This window comes from Cognaticolwellia mytili, from assembly GCF_002104475.1.
GTDB lineage: Bacteria > Pseudomonadota > Gammaproteobacteria > Enterobacterales > Alteromonadaceae > Cognaticolwellia > Cognaticolwellia mytili.
In genome coordinates this window covers 1,087,599-1,103,571 of the sequence record NZ_NBOF01000001.1, presented here as the reverse complement: position 1 = coordinate 1,103,571, position 15,973 = coordinate 1,087,599, and the positions used below count along the sequence as shown (strand labels likewise).

The window sequence follows — 15,973 nt, the reverse complement described above, 5'->3', positions numbered from 1 at the left end:
CGTATATAAAACAAATGCATCCAACCCTCTAACGTCAGATTAAAATCCACCACCCTGTTATCAGCTAGGTCGTAACCTAAGCCAGGTTAAACCTGAAGGCTATGAATAGTGTCAAAAAGTCCATACTAAAATTTATCTAAAGTTCTAATAGCCTGAATAATAATAATAATATAGTATCTTAAACCCAAACTTCCAAAGCCTATAATGAGCTAATGGTTCTTATTCAAGATGATTCGACAAAGTTTTCTTAAATTTATTTTTATAGGGGTAGTGACCACACTTTTTTCATTTTGTGTAAACTCGAAACCTGCATTGCAAAAAGTAGTTTTGCCCGTAAGCGAAGGTTGGCCACCGTATTTTTTTAGAAATAACAATGGCTTCTACGAAGGAACAGACATAAGTTTACTGTCAAGCGTTCTAACTAAAATGGATTATTCTTTGGAGTTCAAAGAAGATATCCCCATCAGGCGATTGACTAAATATAATAAGGGTTTAGGATTTAATGCTAATGTTTCTGCAACATTCACTGAAGAACGAGCATTAAAGTACCATTATTCAATACCTTATAGGGTAGAGAATATTGCTGTTTTTTACATAAATTTAGAGTTTAATAAATTTGCGTCTTTGGAAGATCTTATCGTTGGTTCAAAAATCGGTACCATCAATTTAGCTGGGTACTACGGTAAAGAATTTGAAATATTAAAATCTAAATATAAGCAGAAATTAATACATAGCGAAACAGCTACAAGAAGAATAAAACTATTAATGGCAGGAAGAGTTGATTACGTAATCGGTGACGTTAAAAACATGGAATTTTTATTAGAAAAAAATAATGTAACTGGAGTTAGGCAATCATCATTTTTTGTAAATCAGCAAGAAGTTAGTATGATATTCCTCAAAACAGAATTTGACTCAAAATTTATGAATAATTTTAATAAACTACTCAAACAAAAATTAAGTAGTTAACGTTATAGAAATAGCACCCAATATATAACTATTGATAAAAACATATCTACCAAAAGTGTAAATCAAGTTGATTAAATTACGCTTGAAAAAAGTAAAGGTAAACCATGTTAGTTTCTAGTTTTTATAAATAGCTAGAAATAGTCCAATCGAACTACGTTCCCTTCTAATAATGAGTAAAACACCATGCCTCTTAAACTGGTTATATCTAGGCTTTTGATCTCTTCAATATGATAAAGAGGTATCCATTCAAGGGGGAAACTTCATTTGTTCGTTTAAATGTCTTATTGGCTTGGCAGACTATTCAAAATCAGGCTTTAATAAACCAAAGCATTTTAAATCGTGAAATTCGTTTTTCCAATAACCACTAGCACGACGAATACCTTCTTCCTTAAAACCCAATTTTAGCAGCACTGATTCTGAAGCGTTATTGCCAAGCATGGTATCGCCTTGAATTCTATAAAGTTCACCAAAGGGAAGCTGATTTAGAAATGCTGAATCGATCACTTTATGTAATACTTCTGTGGCGTAACCTTGCCCCCAATACTTAGAAGAAAATTCGTAACCTATACCAGCATTTTTCATTTTTTGGTTCCATGAGTTAAAACCACAAGTACCGATTAATTGATTAGTGCTCTTTAAACGTACAGCCCATCTAATGCCGGTACCATCATTGAAACGGGTATTGAAAAATTCAATTAATTTCAGTGACTGTTCTTCGGTGTTATAAGCCTCTATGTCGTAGAATTTAACCACTTCTGTATCAGAAAAAATTTTTAATAGTGCTTCACTATCATTACTTGATAGTTGAGTAAGCTTTAATCTCGGTGTTTCTAATTCAGGGAAATTCACTGGAATTCTCCATGGTATATACAGTGTGTTTTGGCGAGGGTTTTAATAAACTATAGCCATAATAATTATTTAATTAAGATTAATATCCCATAGATTCAATGTTTTATAAAGAATAGTATTCAGTCATTTCCACTTTTATGACAGCAGGTGAGTTAATTTAGTTGAATAACAAAAAAGCCTAGCGATAACGCTAGGCTTGCTGTGACTAAGTTAATCGTTAGAAAACCTATTTAGCTATCTTTTGGTAAGTCTGCAACTTCGATTTCAAGCCATTTCAGTGTTAATTCTGCGACAGCGCTATAGAAAAAATCATGATCATGCTTACTGACTTGTTGAGTAAATTTACCTATCCAGGTCATTAAGTAAGTCTCAATAAAACTGAGCTGATTTTCGATGCTAGCAGATAAACATAAGTGGGCAGCATAGGCCAAAATGACAGCGATATGATCTCCTGGCTCTGGAAAATCACTATGCACCTGTACATTACTATGGTTTAAAAATTCAGTCATTTGCTGATGAAACTCACCAAATACCTGCACTTTTTCTGATTTTTTCTTAGCGTGCTCGATACCACTTAATTCAGTATTAAGGTACTGTCCAGCATAAGGTGAAACACTTGTTCTACCATCGACTAAAAACAAACCACAAAAGTCTGCGGCAAGTTCCAGTAATGATTCATCGCTGTTAAGCTTCGTTAGCTTAGTCTTCATTTTATCGATAGAAGCTGCCAATGTTGGCTCAAGCGCAAGCGAACTTAAAAAGTCTTGTCCTTGCCCTGATGTTAATTGAGCCACTAAATCTTTGTTTAATTCTTTGGCAAATAATGATGACAAAAAATTATAGACAATTGCTCTACCTTGATTCTCACTGGCAACATCTTCTCGGGTAAGTTCTGCTGATGGACTCATGCGCCTATCTCCAATGGGCCAGAAAATGAAGTTACTGGCGGTAACTTTTTGGTAAACTTCTCATAATCAACTAAACAGGTATAAGCAGAGCACGCTTGAGCTAGTTTAGATGAACCAATATCTTGAGTTAACGTATTTGGATCGCCATAACTGCATAGTGCTCCTACTTTTGCGCCGCCGATTAAACTACCATCATCACCTACCGGTCCATACCAAGCACCTTCATGAATACGTATAACACCAGGAGGGAAGTTGTTGCTGATAACAGCACCAGCAAGTAATTGCCCACGGCTGTTAAAAACTCTCACGACATCGCCATTTTTTATGCCACGTTTTTTTGCATCTTGCGGGTTCAAGTAAACCGGCTCTCTGTCTTGTACCGTGTAGGTTTGGCGGTATTCTTTTGATTCACACATTTGTGAATGTAAACGTTTGTCTGGATGACAAGATTGCATCCATATTGGGTGTTTATCTGAGCCAGGACCACCATGACTACGTTCTGTTTTTTCCATCCATGTTGGGTGGCCTTTACAGTCATCATATTGAAAACGTTCAATTTTACGGCTAAATATTTCTATCATACCAGAAGGAGTTCCCAAAGGATTAATTTCAGGATCTGCTCTGAAGTCAGCATGACGCGTCCAAGGCTTTCCTTCACCAAAGTGTACATAACCGTCTTGCCAAAACTGTTCAAATTCAGGCATAGCGAACTTTCCATCATTTGCTTTTTTGCATTCACCGTAAAGCTTTTTCAACCAATCAAGCTCTGTCATACCACGGGTATATTCTTTTTCCTTACCTAGAATTCGTGCAAAACGGGTAAATATTTCATAGTCGGACAAACTGTCAAATAATGGTTCAACCATTTTTTGCATTGCAAGCAAACCTCTATTGGCATAGCTGCCATAAACATCAATATCGTTTCGTTCCATCGTCGTACAAGCGGGCAGTACGATATCGGAAAAACGACAGGTGGCAGTCCAGTTTATGTCGATGCTGACCACACATTCCAGTTTATGAAAGGCTTGTTTCATGCGGTTTCTATCTTGATGATGGTTCCAAGGATTATTACCTGAGAAAATCATCATTTTAATATCAGGATAAGTCACCTTAGAGCCATTGGCATCAATGACTTTACCGGGCTCTAAAATCGCATCAATCCAACGAGCAACAGGGATAGTGCTGCTTGCACCTTTAAAATCACTGTTATCAAATATTGGTTTTTGGCCTTCATCTAGGTTTCTAGGAAAAGCACCAGGGGCCGCAGCACCAGAAGAGGGCACACCAATACTTGAATAATGATGACCATAGCTGATGCCGCCACCAGGTAACCCTATTTGACCTATCATGGTCGCTAATACAGCGGCCATCCAGTACGGTTGTTCGCCATGTTGCTGGCGTTGAATACACCAACCCATTAATATTTGTGTACGATCAGCGACCAAGGTTTTAGCTAAGTCTTTTATAATATCAGCAGGTACAGAAGTGATTTTCTCAGCCCATTGTGCTGTTTTAACGATACCATCGTCTTCACCTGTTAAATACGGAACGAAACGCTCAAAACCTAAGCTGTAACCCTCAATAAATTCTTTATCGTGTAAGTCATTAGTATAGAGTTCATACGCGATGGCAAGCATTAACGCAACGTCGGTTTGTGGATTAACATAGATTTTTTCACAACCTAAGTAGTCCTGCGTTTTAGATGCCACGGGATCTATGCTGATCACACGAATTTTACCTTGCTTTACCTTATCTTTAAGCTGTGCAAGATATTCGTAACTTTCATGTGTTTCGGCATTCCAACCCACTTGTAAGTTTTTATAAGGGTCATTACCCCATAAAACAATGGTTTTGGCATTATCTAAAATAAGTGGCCATGAAGTACCTTGGGCATAAACTTCAGTTGAGCCTAAAACATAAGGTAATATTGTTTGGCCGGCGCCTGTAGAGTAGTCACCAATTTTTTTGACAAAATTGCCATGCATAGCAACAGCGCGTTGCATATGACTAGTGCTTGAGTGCAATTGCCCGGTAGCACGCCAACCTGTTTGTCCTGCATGTAACCCAGAAGGACCGTAGTTAGTTTGTACTTCATCTAGTGATTGTTTAAACAAGGTCAGTGCTTGATCCCAAGTCACCCTGACAAAGCGGAAGTCACCGCGTTGACTGGTATTGCTTTTATGACCTTTAAGTAAAAAATCTAAACGCACCATCGGATAACGAATACGTGATGGGTTATATACTAGGCCTTTTACACCATTGATCATATCCGTGGGATACTTATCTAAATCAAAGGGTTTTACTTGGTCAATAACACCATTTTTGCGCTTAACTTTAAAAGCACCAAAATGTGAACCTGTAGTGAGCCAATCATCACGATTTTTAGCGCCAACTTTTGCTAGAGCGGTTAACGGTGTTAATACGGAAGCAGCACCAGCAAGCGTAAAAGATGTTGCTAGTATTCCTTTTAAAAAATTTCTTCTTTTCATGATAATTAACTCCTATTAATGCTTTTCTTTAACAAAGGTGGAAGAATGTTGTTGCAAGTATTTTTGCACAAGTGCTTGGGTATCTTGATCCATATTGACAAAAGCTATCATGCCTTGGAACATACCTGGCCAAGTGTTGGCGTCAAAGTGAGCTTCATCAGGTTGGGTATGACAAACACTACAACTACTTCTAAAGGTATCTCTTGCATAATCCCAAAGTGGTTGCTGTTCGGTGATTAAGTACTCAGCGTCAGTCCATAATTGGCTTTCAACTCGTTGCCATTTTAAGCCTGTCATATCATCTTCTTTTTCTTCAAAAGCATTGATGACACCTTCGGTTTTTGCTGCGTCTTTTGATAATTGTGCCGTTAACATATTAATGCCGAAATCGTAGTAGATAACACGACCTGCACCCATTTTTTTACGCCAACCTTCAATGGCAATTTTGACTCGATTATCTTTGGTTTCTAAAACCTTAACCTTAGTTGCTACATTAAGTGTTCCTGCCTCTACATCACCATTTGAGCTGAAAAATAGTGGCTTAGTTAACGCTGAAAAATAGTTTTGTTCATTCGTGAATTTACTTGGTCCTGTTCCTACCTCAGCGATCAACTCAGGCGCACGTGCTGTACCCATGTCAGGTAATGTGTGCGCAATACCTTTGTGACAGTCGACACAACTTTGATCTTTTTCTGCGGCGCGCTTCATTTGCTTTTGCGCTAGTTTTGACATTTCATCCCATTTCATCGAGTCATAGTTATGGCAATTTTTACAGGCAAGTGAATCATCACGATCGAAGCGACCCCATTCTCTAGACGCCATTTCTAAACGTTTATCTTCATATTTTTCATCGGTATTAACGGTGTTAAAAAACCATCCCCAAACATCGCTAGAAGCCTCCATTTTACGAGCTATCTTTCGACTCCAATTATGAGGGACATGGCAATCAGGACAAGTTGCTCGTACACCTGAGTGATTTGACCAATGCACAGTTTCTTGTAGCTCTTTATAAGGTTTACTTTCCATACTATGACAACCAATACAGAACTCTTCAGTGTTGGTTGCTTGTATTGCAGTATTAAAACCACCCCAAAAAATAATGCCCATAATAAAGGCCGTTAAGCTGATAGAACCTAGTGTTAAGTATTTGGCTGGTGTATTGAGTGTTTGCCAAAGGGTTACTAACCATTTCATTTGATACTCCTCGTTTTTCTTAATTATATTGAGATGCTAGTGAGCAACTACACCGCCAAATGCTTGAATTAACCAAATGATCAAACCATAACCACCGATAGCGAAAATGCTCAATACGGGAAATAGCACCACAATGATAAAACCAAGTGCCCTAAGCTCTTTGAACTTGCTCTTTTTATTTTCTTCTTTCTTTACTTGTTTCGCAGTCATGTCGAAACTCCTTACTTGTTTATTAAATTAATTCAGCGGTATTGGTTGTTGAGCTAATAAAACTTTTTTGACGGTATAATTTTAAAAAAATAATATGAATAACGATGAAGTGATAAATGACAGCTTGAGTGAGTTTGTGAAAGAATGTGAATAGAAATAAATTGAGAATGAACGCAGTGATTTGTCGATAGGGCATTGGTTGAAGAGAATAACCATTATCTACATAACGCGTCTTGACCTGATGTCCTAGCTTAATTCTGAAATTGCACTTCAAGTGGGGTGGGGGTATATGCTCGAAACATGATTTAAAGAGTAGGCAACATATAATGTATGCCTACTTTACTCTTGCTTTATTACTGACTAATCTGAAACTTGTTATGGCTAGAAGCTTTTACTTGCGCTAAAAACTAAACGGTTATCAAATATTTTTTGCCCTTGTTCTGAGCCATAAACTTTATGTGAGCTATCAATGCTTGAATCATGGTAACGTACATCAATATTAAGGCCGTAAAAGTTTTTACTGGCACCTAAGTTCCAATGAGCCCAACCTTCCGCATTTTCTCCAGATAAATCTTGGTAGCCAATTGAGCCTGAGAGTGTAATACCATTGGCAAATGTTTTACTTGGATGTAGAGCGTAATTAACCCCACTCCAACCATCAACGCCAAACCAGTCATTTAAGGTTGGAGTGACTTCAAGTTTAAGGTTTACGGGACCGAAATCTTTGGCAATTGTCATCCAAAGTTCGGTGTAGTCCATATCTTGGACACCAGGGTAAGTATAATGAAAAATAAAGGCATTATAGCTGATGTCACTATCACCAAAAGTACCAAATTTTCCAATATAAGGTGCAAATACCGCTCTAATATCAGGTGTCGACTCAAACTGATTAGTCGCAGCAAAAACACCAGCATAAATACCATCTTCGTGTGTCCAAGTTAAACTGCCTTTGACTGCTGGGATATTACCGTCAGCAACTTCAGACTCACCACGAAATACATAATCACTGGCTATTTCTAATGAACCACTAAAAGTACCATTGAATAACTTTTCTTTATTTTGTTCTGCACTGACAATAAAAGGGGCAGAGAGTAGCATTGTGCCAATAACTAGGCTGTTAGCGCTTTTTATTACTTTATTCATAACTTAGTACCTCAAGATTGATGTAAATCAGACAAACTATTTTCGATGGGGTTATTGTAAAGAACGCTTATGAACAGCATTGCGTAGATAAATGAACACAATATGTAAAAATATTTATAAATAGTTATTAATTTGTAACTGGACAGGAAATTAGGTTTGAATGATAAACATATCTTAGTTGTTGAAGATGAGGCGATAACACGTGCCAAGCTGGTAGGGTATTTTCAACATGCCGGCTATAGGGTTAGTGAAGCTGAAAATAAAGCACAAATGAATGTCGTATTAGAAAGTAATCACATTGACCTGATCATGTTAGATATTAACTTACCAGATGAAGACGGCTTGATGATCACTCGAAATTTACGTAGTCATTCTACTGTTGGCATCGTGCTTGTGACAGGGCGTACAGATGCTATTGATAAAATAATTGGGCTAGAAATGGGGGCAGATGATTATGTCACCAAACCTTTTGAATTAAGGGAATTACTAGTTAGAGTTAAAAATATTTTATGGCGAATTTCATTAACAGAACAGAAATCGACAGAGGATTTACTTGCAAGCCAAGCTGAGGATGATGATCTATTTCGCTTCGGCCAATGTACTTTCGATATTCCAAAACGAAAGTTACTGAAAAATAATTCGCCAGTAAAATTAACGAAAGCAGAGTACGACATGTTAGTGGCTTTTGTTGCTAATCCAAGTCGAGTATTAAGCAGAGATCGCTTACTTAATCTTCTTGAACATAGAGTTGACGCACCAAACGATAGAACAATAGATGTGCTGGTGCGCCGGTTACGTAATAAAATTGAAGATTGCCCCAAAGAGCCTGAAATTTTTATTACTATCCATGGAGAAGGCTATTTATTTGCAGCAGACATTAGTTAATTAGCTTCAAAGTGCCAACATTAATATCATACAGTGGTTTAAAGTGACTTGGTGATAAAGATAATTCTGCACTTGTTTTATCAATATTTCCTTGATGGATGGTAATAATCTCAGGGGCTAGAAGTACTTTACTTTTACCTGTTTGGATATAATCAACCGCTTGGTTAATTGCCATTTTTCCTTGTAATACCATTTGATCAGAGTTTGCCATTAATATTTTATGGCGTTTAATGCCTCGATATACCGCATGGCTAAGATAGTGGCTAAGAATTTTAGGACGCTGAGTAATGGTTATATCGGCAACTTCATTGATAGCCATTTCTGCCATAACAGCATTGCCTGCTAAGTAATCTAAGTTTTTATATTTATTTAAAGTATCTTTTAATAATGAAAATTGACTTATCTTTTCATTCAAACCATGTTGTATTGTTACTATTTCAATCGTACTTTTTGCCAATGCGTCTTGTAGCCCTTTTGTTGATTGCAAGCTACCTCCGCCGCTTTTGGGGCCGGGGAACCAAGCAAGTTTCGTTGATTTTGAGTTATTATCTGAGTTGTGCTTGTTAACGAGGTAAGCGCCTAATTTATAGCCCATTTGATACCAAGACACGCCAGTTCGTCCGGTAATATGCTCGGTGGATATTTCGTTAACTAGTGCAAAAACGGGGGTTCGCTTGTTAATTTGAGCCAGCTTTAGGTCTAGTTGTTCAAAGTTCACTGAACCTACGAGTATTGCATCTGCTTGCCAGTCAATACATTGTTCTATTTGTTTTAATTGTTCATCTGTATTTTGATATCCACCGGCTTCAAGTACTTTTAATTTAATAGATCTTTGTTTTGCTTGTTCAGTCATGCCAAAATTGATGCTAAGCCAGTAAGAGTCTTTTAAGTGAGGGTAGACTGCACAAAGCTTAATTGGGCTCTTAATTAATTGATTGTTTATTTTGGCTTGAGTTTGAAGACGAGCTAGAGATGAAAAACTCAATAAGTAATTAAATATAAAGAATAAAACAATTAATCGTATTTTTACTAAAATAACATCATCCTTACATTGATTCGCCGTTATACGAGGAAACTACAGTGTACTTTCGCCGAAGTATAGGCAATAAACTTTTATTTGCCTTTAGTTTTGTTGCTGGTCTATTACTCTTTGTGAGTATTGTTGCATGGAATGGCCTGAGCCTTATTGCCAGTACAGGTGATACGATTATTCAGCAAACGCTACCAACGCTTTCAAGCGCGAGGGCATTGGCTAATATTAGCTTGGAGATCACGCATACTACAACATTATTGAAAAATACCACTGATGAAGCCCAACGACAAGAATTCAGTGATAAATTAGTAAGCTTGCACTTAGCCATTGAAGAAAAGTTCGCTGCACTTGCACTGCTCAATATTAATAATAAAAATTTAGTTGAATTATCTACTCTTAAAAATGAAATTAGCCTAGATATCGATAAGCTTGACAGCACTGCTAAAAATAAAATCATCAATAGAGTGCAATTAGATATATATTTTTCAATTGTAAATAATGCGGTGCATGAAATAAGAGAGCTATCACAATCACAAGTAGCGAACGCAAGCACTTTTGCATTAGTTCGTCTATCAGGGTTGTATGATTTAGTTGGCCAGCCCAAAAATGTACAACAGGCACACCAAGATATTGATTTAATTATTGATGAAGATCTCAATTTACTCGACAAAATGTCAGCATTAGAGCGTCATGCACTTGAATTAGAACAAATTGCTACTTTGGTAACTACTACAGAAAAATTTGAGGCGTTAGATAATCTTACTATCCGCAAGAGTAAGCATTTATTATTGATAAAAAAATTAGTGGGCGCTATTACAGATCCATATAGATTGAACTTGGCGCAGGTATCACTTAATAAATTAGCGCGTTTTGAAAGATTAATAAGCTTACAGCAAACAGAAATTGAGCTTTCACAAAACCAAAACTTACTGCACCAGCATATATCTAAGCAATTAGATCAATTAAATTTTGGCATATTAACACTAGTTAATCGACAAGGTGAGCTTGCCACACGTACCAGTGAGCAGCACCAGAAACTGGTTTCATGGTCACAAAATGTTTTTTTATTTACCACATTATTATCATTGATTGTCATTATTTTTGTTATGTGGAAAGTTGTTTATCAAGGCATTGTTTTTAAACTACAAAAACATACTCATGCGATTGAAAAGTTAGCCGCAGGTGATTTAGAAATCACCGTAGAGCCATCTGTTGATGAAGAATTTAAACATATGGCAAATGCTTTGGATGTTTTTCGTACACATGCGATTAAAAAGCAAAAGCTTGAATATGAGCAGCGTCAAATTGAACAAGAATTACGTCTTCACAAAGATAATTTAGAGCAACTGGTGGACGTAAGAACGCAAGAGCTAACTTCTACTAATGAAAAACTTAACCGTGAATCTCAGGCGCATGCTTTAGCAAAACAGCAAGCGGAGCAAGCTAATCGGGCTAAATCTGTATTTTTAGCCAGTATGAGTCATGAAATACGTACACCAATGAACGGTATGATAGGCACGTTAGAGCGGCTAACCGATACTAAGCTTACGGCAGAGCAGAATAAATTTGCGCAAACAATTTTATATTCTAGTGAAAGCTTACTCGATATTCTTAATGATATTTTAGATTATTCAAAAATTGAAGCGGGCCATATTGAGCTTTCTTACCGCGCTATTGATTTAGTAAAACTGGGTCAAGATGTTGTACAACTTATGACCGCACGAGCTGGGCATAAAACCTTGCAGTTACACTTTGAACAAGACACCGGTATTGATAACTGGCGTTTAGCTGACTTAGGGAAATTGCGACAAGTACTGATTAACTTGATTAACAATGCCATTAAATTTACACAACGAGGCAGTATTACATTATCAATAACAGCAAATGATATAGAGCATCAGGGCAGTTCAAATATAACCTTTGCCGTTACTGATACCGGATGTGGTATTGCAAAAAGTAAGCAAGATGATGTTTTTAAAGCATTTACACAATTAGAAAATTTACAAAGCACCGCAGGCACTGGCTTGGGTTTAGCTATATGTCAGCGGTTAGTATCTGCAATGCATGGACGATTATTTCTAGAAAGTGAAGAAAGTCGTGGCAGTTGTTTTTCGTTTACTATTCCATTGCAGCAGGCGTCAAAACACGAAATTACTGCACAGAAAAGGTTGTTTATGCCGTCAGCAGAATTAACTCAAAAATTTAATGTGCTTATCGTTGAGGATAATGACATTAATCTTGAAGTTGCTTGCGCATTAACTGAAAAGCTAGGACATAAGGTAACTGCAGCAAAAGATGGTGCAAGTGCGCTTAAGATTATGCAAAGTCAGTTATTTGATCTCGCATTACTTGATATTAATTTACCCGATATTGACGGCGTTGCACTATCTCAACAACTTAAAGTTATCGCTCAAGAAAAGCAAACATCTCTGAAAACCATTGCGGTATCTGCTCACGTATTTAATGAAGATATTAAAAAGTTTATTTCATCTGGCTTTGATGGCTTTGTTGCGAAACCCGTACAAATGAAAAAGCTTAAACCGACTATTATAAAAGTAATGGCTAATGTCGACACTCCGGCTATCATTGAAGGCAATAAACCTAGCGTTACGGATGACCAAGATGATGATAATAACCAAATGTTAGCCGCTGAAGCTGAAAGTGTAAGTCAGTATCAAATCATAGATATTAATATTCCTAATCAAGATATTGAGTACTTAGGTGCAAAAAAAATTAAGCAACTTGCGCAATTATTTTGCCAGCAAGTTAATACTGAATATCATGACTTTGCAAATATTCCTATTGCGGCTCAACAGGCCAAGTTGCACAAACTTAAAGGTGCTGCAATTGGTTTGGGATTAGTTAGACTATACCAGCTTTGTAAAGCACTTGAAGTGGCAATTGAAAGGGAAAAGCTGAGTGAACGGCAGCTGCAAGCGATTGCCAAACTTATTAAAGATTCGAAGTATAGACTCAGTAAATATGCTGAGACTCTTTAGCCAAAACTGTGGGTTTACTTTCGTCAAGTTCGAAATCTTTTCAGCATCGTTCAATGACAAAAAAGCCTAGCGAGAATGTTAGGCTTTTAAATTTTTATCAATAGGTGAATAAAGTTAACGTGGGTTATTACTGCGCTTTTTCTTAACAGGGCCTTTAGGCTTTCTGTCATTAAACTGGTTGTCAGAAAAACGCGTTAAGCCTTGTTTCGCTTTTTCACCTGGCTTAGCTTTTTTAGCGGTCACTGGCTTTTTGCCAAAACGCTTCTCTTGCCCTGGTGAAGTCTTATTACCTTGTGCGTTATTTTTACCTTTACCGTTATTTTTATAATGCTGTTGGTTTAACTCTCCACGGGTTTCATTTGGTACTAAACATTCTGGCTTTGAACCAATTAGTTTTCTCGCTAGGCCCATTTTAGTGAAAGCTTGGCGTAATATCGGCCAGTTTGCTGGATCGTGGTAACGTAATATTGCTTTATGTAATCGACGTTGAATAGTACCTTTAGGTACAGGCACCGTGTCACTATTCTTTTTAACATTTTTTAGTGAGTTTATTTCAGTATGATAAAGCGTTGTTGCATTCGCTAACGGCGACGGATAAAAGTTTTGTACTTGGTCGAGCTTAAAGTCATTACGCTTTAACCACAAGGCTAAGTTGATCATGTCGAGATCAGTAGTTCCTGGGTGAGCAGAAATGAAATAAGGGATTAAGTACTGTTTCTTACCGGCAAGCTTAGAATAATGATCAAACATTTCTTTAAATTTGTCATAGCTGCCCATGCCTGGCTTCATCATGTTATTTAATGGGCCTTCTTCAGTATGCTCTGGTGCAATTTTTAAATAGCCACCTACATGATGACTGGCAAGCTCTTTAACGTATTCTGGGTCTTGTATCGCCAAGTCATAGCGTACGCCAGAGGCGATAAGAATTTTCTTAATACCTTTAACTTTTCTCGCTCGGCGGTATAAATTAATGGTTGGCGTGTGGTCGGTGTCTAAATGGCCACAAATAGTTGGCCAAACACATGATGGCTTACGACATGTTGCCTCGGCTTTTTCACTTTTACAATTCAATTGATACATGTTGGCGGTTGGGCCACCCAGATCTGAAATTACGCCAGTAAAGCCAGGTACTTTTTCTTTAATGTCTTCAATTTCTGCGATGATTGAATCTTCACTGCGACTTTGAATAATTCGACCTTCATGCTCAGTAATTGAACAGAACGTACAACCACCGAAACAGCCACGCATGATATTAATTGAGGTCTTAATCATATCGTAGGCAGGTATTTTTGCTTTACCGTAAGCAGGATGAGGTACACGTTGGTAAGGTAAACCAAATACACCATCCATTTCTGCTTCAGATAGGGGCTTAGCTGGAGGGTTTAACCAAATCATTCTGCTGCCATGTTTTTGTACTAATGGCTTGGCAGACGTCGGGTTTACTTCTTGATGAAAAATACGTGAAGCATGGGCGTAAAGCACCTTGTTATCTCGAACTTGCTCGAAAGTTGGCAAGTTAATATAAGTAGTTTCCCAAGGCTTCTTTTTCTTATCCCAACTGTCATTTTGTAATTTTTTCGCTCGGTATTCACCAAGCTGAATAGGTTGCGCTGTTTTAGTGACATCTTTGGCTATTTCACCCGTAACGTCCTTGCCTTCTTCTGAACAGGTTTTGGTTGAAATCTCTTGGTAAGGACTGATGATAGGGTCAATTTTTCCTGGCTTATCAATGCTGCGAGAATCAATGCCTTTCCAATTTGGTAATACTTGATTCGTTAAAAAGGCACTACCACGTACATCAGTAATACTTTTAACTTCCTCACCGTTGGCTATTCTATGGGCAATTTCTATTAACGGTCGTTCGGCGTTACCGTAAACTAATAAGTCAGCTTTTGAGTCGAATAATACCGATTGACGGACTTTATCAGACCAATAATCGTAATGAGCGATACGACGTAAACTCGCTTCAATACCACCAATAATAATTGGCACGCCTTTATAGGCTTCTTTACATTTTTGAGTGTAAGCGGTTACGGCGCGATCGGGGCGTTTGCCACCTTCGTCATTAGGGGTATAGGCATCGTCATGGCGCATGCGACGTTCAGCGGTATAGCGATTGATCATCGAGTCCATATTACCCGCGGTAACACCAAAAAATAGATTTGGCTTACCAAGTTGCATAAAGGCGTCTTTTGATTTCCAATCAGGTTGGGCAATAATGCCAACACGAAAACCTTGTGCTTCAAGCATTCTGCCAATAATTGCCATACCAAAACTTGGATGGTCAACATAAGCATCGCCGGTAACGAGTATAATATCGCAACTATCCCAGCCTAGAACATCCATCTCTTTTCGAGACATAGGTAAAAATGGCGCCGTTCCATAGCATTCCGCCCAATATTTTGGATAGTCGAATAGTTTTGGAGTTGTTTTTTGTGTTGACGCTAAATTCATACCATACCTAAATTAGATTCTAAACTGTGGCTTTACGCACATTACGCCATCTCATTATGGCTCATTTATCCGCATTTAAACTGTATTGATGATCAATATCACATTTAAGCGGCGCGCGATTATAGCAAAGTAAATGCTTAAGCCCAAATAATCAGTTCATTAAGTAAAAGAGAAGCTGTTAGGGCTTATTATAGGTAAAAATTAATCTTGGTGATTTTCTTGAAATGAATTGAAGTGCTTTAGATAAAGCAAACGTAATAATATGTGCTTCTTAAGAGTGAAGCCGAGTACGTTTACCCTTACATATTATAGTGTAAAGGCAAACGTATCGTATTATATTTTACAAGCGCCTTGACTTAATATCTGCAAAGCAGAACGCAATTTGTCTTCGGCAACATAACCGCGTTTCTTTAAAAGTAACTCTCCACTACCGTCATATATTAATGTTGTTGGCGATGCTTGGTATCCACCAATGCTACGCAAAAACTTACTATCAGCAATAAATGCAGGTATCGCATTGTGATAATTTTTAAGAGTTTGCTTTAGCTGGCGTCTATTACCATTAGCACCAATTAAAGCAACATTTATTGAGTCATTACATTGTTCAAATACCTTTGCCATTGTAATGCCTTGCTTTTTACACCAACTACATTCCGGCTGAAAAATCATCGTTACCGTTGCCAGATCGTTTGTTTGTATTCGAACGCTTGTATCAGCAGGTTTTAGTGATTTTAGCGAAAATTGAGCAGCACTAACATAATTTACCATTACGATGGCACTAGCAATGACTAGTACCATCTTGATTTGTAGCCAATTTATCTTAAGATAAAAAAGTTTCATGAA

General features: G+C 37.5%; 12 protein-coding genes. 3 read left to right on the top strand and 9 right to left on the bottom strand.

The annotated features are described in order from the left end of the window. Positions 1–228: 228 nt before the first annotated feature. Positions 229–966, top strand: coding sequence for a substrate-binding periplasmic protein (locus B7C41_RS04905; protein ID WP_085297634.1), 738 nt, complete (start codon positions 229–231; stop codon positions 964–966). Positions 967–1,263: 297 nt separating this feature from the next. Here B7C41_RS04905 and B7C41_RS04900 read toward each other — a convergent pair whose 3' ends face one another. From B7C41_RS04900 to B7C41_RS04875, 6 genes are all read right to left on the bottom strand, one after another. Further along, complete coding sequence (locus B7C41_RS04900) at positions 1,264–1,815, bottom strand: GNAT family N-acetyltransferase (protein ID WP_085297633.1); 552 nt, start codon at positions 1,813–1,815, stop codon at positions 1,264–1,266. Between the two features lie 230 nt (positions 1,816–2,045). Beyond that, on the bottom strand, positions 2,046–2,723 hold the full coding sequence (gene torD / locus B7C41_RS04895) for a molecular chaperone TorD (RefSeq protein ID WP_085297632.1): 678 nt from the start codon (positions 2,721–2,723) through the stop codon (positions 2,046–2,048). Then, complete coding sequence (gene torA / locus B7C41_RS04890) at positions 2,720–5,212, bottom strand: trimethylamine-N-oxide reductase TorA (protein WP_085297631.1); 2,493 nt, start codon at positions 5,210–5,212, stop codon at positions 2,720–2,722. The genes torD and torA overlap by 4 nt, the downstream gene beginning before the upstream one ends. A gap of 15 nt (positions 5,213–5,227) precedes the next feature. Then, positions 5,228–6,406, bottom strand: coding sequence for a pentaheme c-type cytochrome TorC (gene torC, locus B7C41_RS04885; RefSeq protein ID WP_085297630.1), 1,179 nt, complete (start codon positions 6,404–6,406; stop codon positions 5,228–5,230). Between the two features lie 36 nt (positions 6,407–6,442). Beyond that, entirely contained in the window at positions 6,443–6,616 is a 174-nt protein-coding gene (gene torE / locus B7C41_RS04880) for a trimethylamine N-oxide reductase system protein TorE (RefSeq protein ID WP_085297629.1), read from the bottom strand. Positions 6,617–6,997: 381 nt separating this feature from the next. Next, positions 6,998–7,759, bottom strand: coding sequence for a TorF family putative porin (locus B7C41_RS04875; RefSeq protein WP_085297628.1), 762 nt, complete (start codon positions 7,757–7,759; stop codon positions 6,998–7,000). A gap of 156 nt (positions 7,760–7,915) precedes the next feature. Here B7C41_RS04875 and torR point away from each other — a divergent pair, with 156 nt between their 5' ends. Then, positions 7,916–8,644, top strand: coding sequence for a two-component system response regulator TorR (torR, locus tag B7C41_RS04870; protein WP_085297627.1), 729 nt, complete (start codon positions 7,916–7,918; stop codon positions 8,642–8,644). Here torR and torT read toward each other — a convergent pair. Further along, the gene (gene torT, locus B7C41_RS04865) at positions 8,637–9,629 is read right to left on the bottom strand and encodes a TMAO reductase system periplasmic protein TorT (RefSeq protein WP_235839598.1); all 993 of its coding nucleotides are present in this window, start codon (positions 9,627–9,629) and stop codon (positions 8,637–8,639) included. The genes torR and torT overlap by 8 nt on opposite strands. A gap of 95 nt (positions 9,630–9,724) precedes the next feature. Here torT and torS point away from each other — a divergent pair, with 95 nt between their 5' ends. After that, the gene (gene torS, locus B7C41_RS04860; RefSeq protein WP_085297625.1) at positions 9,725–12,676 is read left to right on the top strand and encodes a TMAO reductase system sensor histidine kinase/response regulator TorS; all 2,952 of its coding nucleotides are present in this window, start codon (positions 9,725–9,727) and stop codon (positions 12,674–12,676) included. A gap of 114 nt (positions 12,677–12,790) precedes the next feature. Here the strand turns inward: torS and B7C41_RS04855 are convergent, their stop codons facing one another. Further along, positions 12,791–15,130, bottom strand: a complete 2,340-nt coding sequence (locus B7C41_RS04855) for a YgiQ family radical SAM protein (protein ID WP_085297624.1) — start codon at positions 15,128–15,130, stop codon at positions 12,791–12,793. A 333-nt stretch (positions 15,131–15,463) separates the two neighbouring features. Further along, a complete protein-coding gene (locus tag B7C41_RS04850; protein ID WP_143764287.1) occupies positions 15,464–15,970 on the bottom strand; it encodes a TlpA family protein disulfide reductase in 507 nt (168 codons plus the stop codon). Positions 15,971–15,973 lie beyond the last annotated feature (3 nt).

Bases quoted from the DNA above. Each gene is read 5' to 3' on its own strand.
- torE (WP_085297629.1), bottom strand. From the start codon at position 6,616: ATGACTGCGAAACAAGTAAAGAAAGAAGAAAATAAAAAGAGCAAGTTC.
- torD (WP_085297632.1), bottom strand. From the start codon at position 2,723: ATGAGTCCATCAGCAGAACTTACCCGAGAAGATGTTGCCAGTGAGAAT.
- B7C41_RS04875 (WP_085297628.1), bottom strand. From the start codon at position 7,759: ATGAATAAAGTAATAAAAAGCGCTAACAGCCTAGTTATTGGCACAATG.
- B7C41_RS04850 (WP_143764287.1), bottom strand. From the start codon at position 15,970: ATGAAACTTTTTTATCTTAAGATAAATTGGCTACAAATCAAGATGGTA.
- torA (WP_085297631.1), bottom strand. From the start codon at position 5,212: ATGAAAAGAAGAAATTTTTTAAAAGGAATACTAGCAACATCTTTTACG.
- B7C41_RS04905 (WP_085297634.1), top strand. From the start codon at position 229: ATGATTCGACAAAGTTTTCTTAAATTTATTTTTATAGGGGTAGTGACC.
- B7C41_RS04855 (WP_085297624.1), bottom strand. From the start codon at position 15,130: ATGAATTTAGCGTCAACACAAAAAACAACTCCAAAACTATTCGACTAT.
- torC (WP_085297630.1), bottom strand. From the start codon at position 6,406: ATGAAATGGTTAGTAACCCTTTGGCAAACACTCAATACACCAGCCAAA.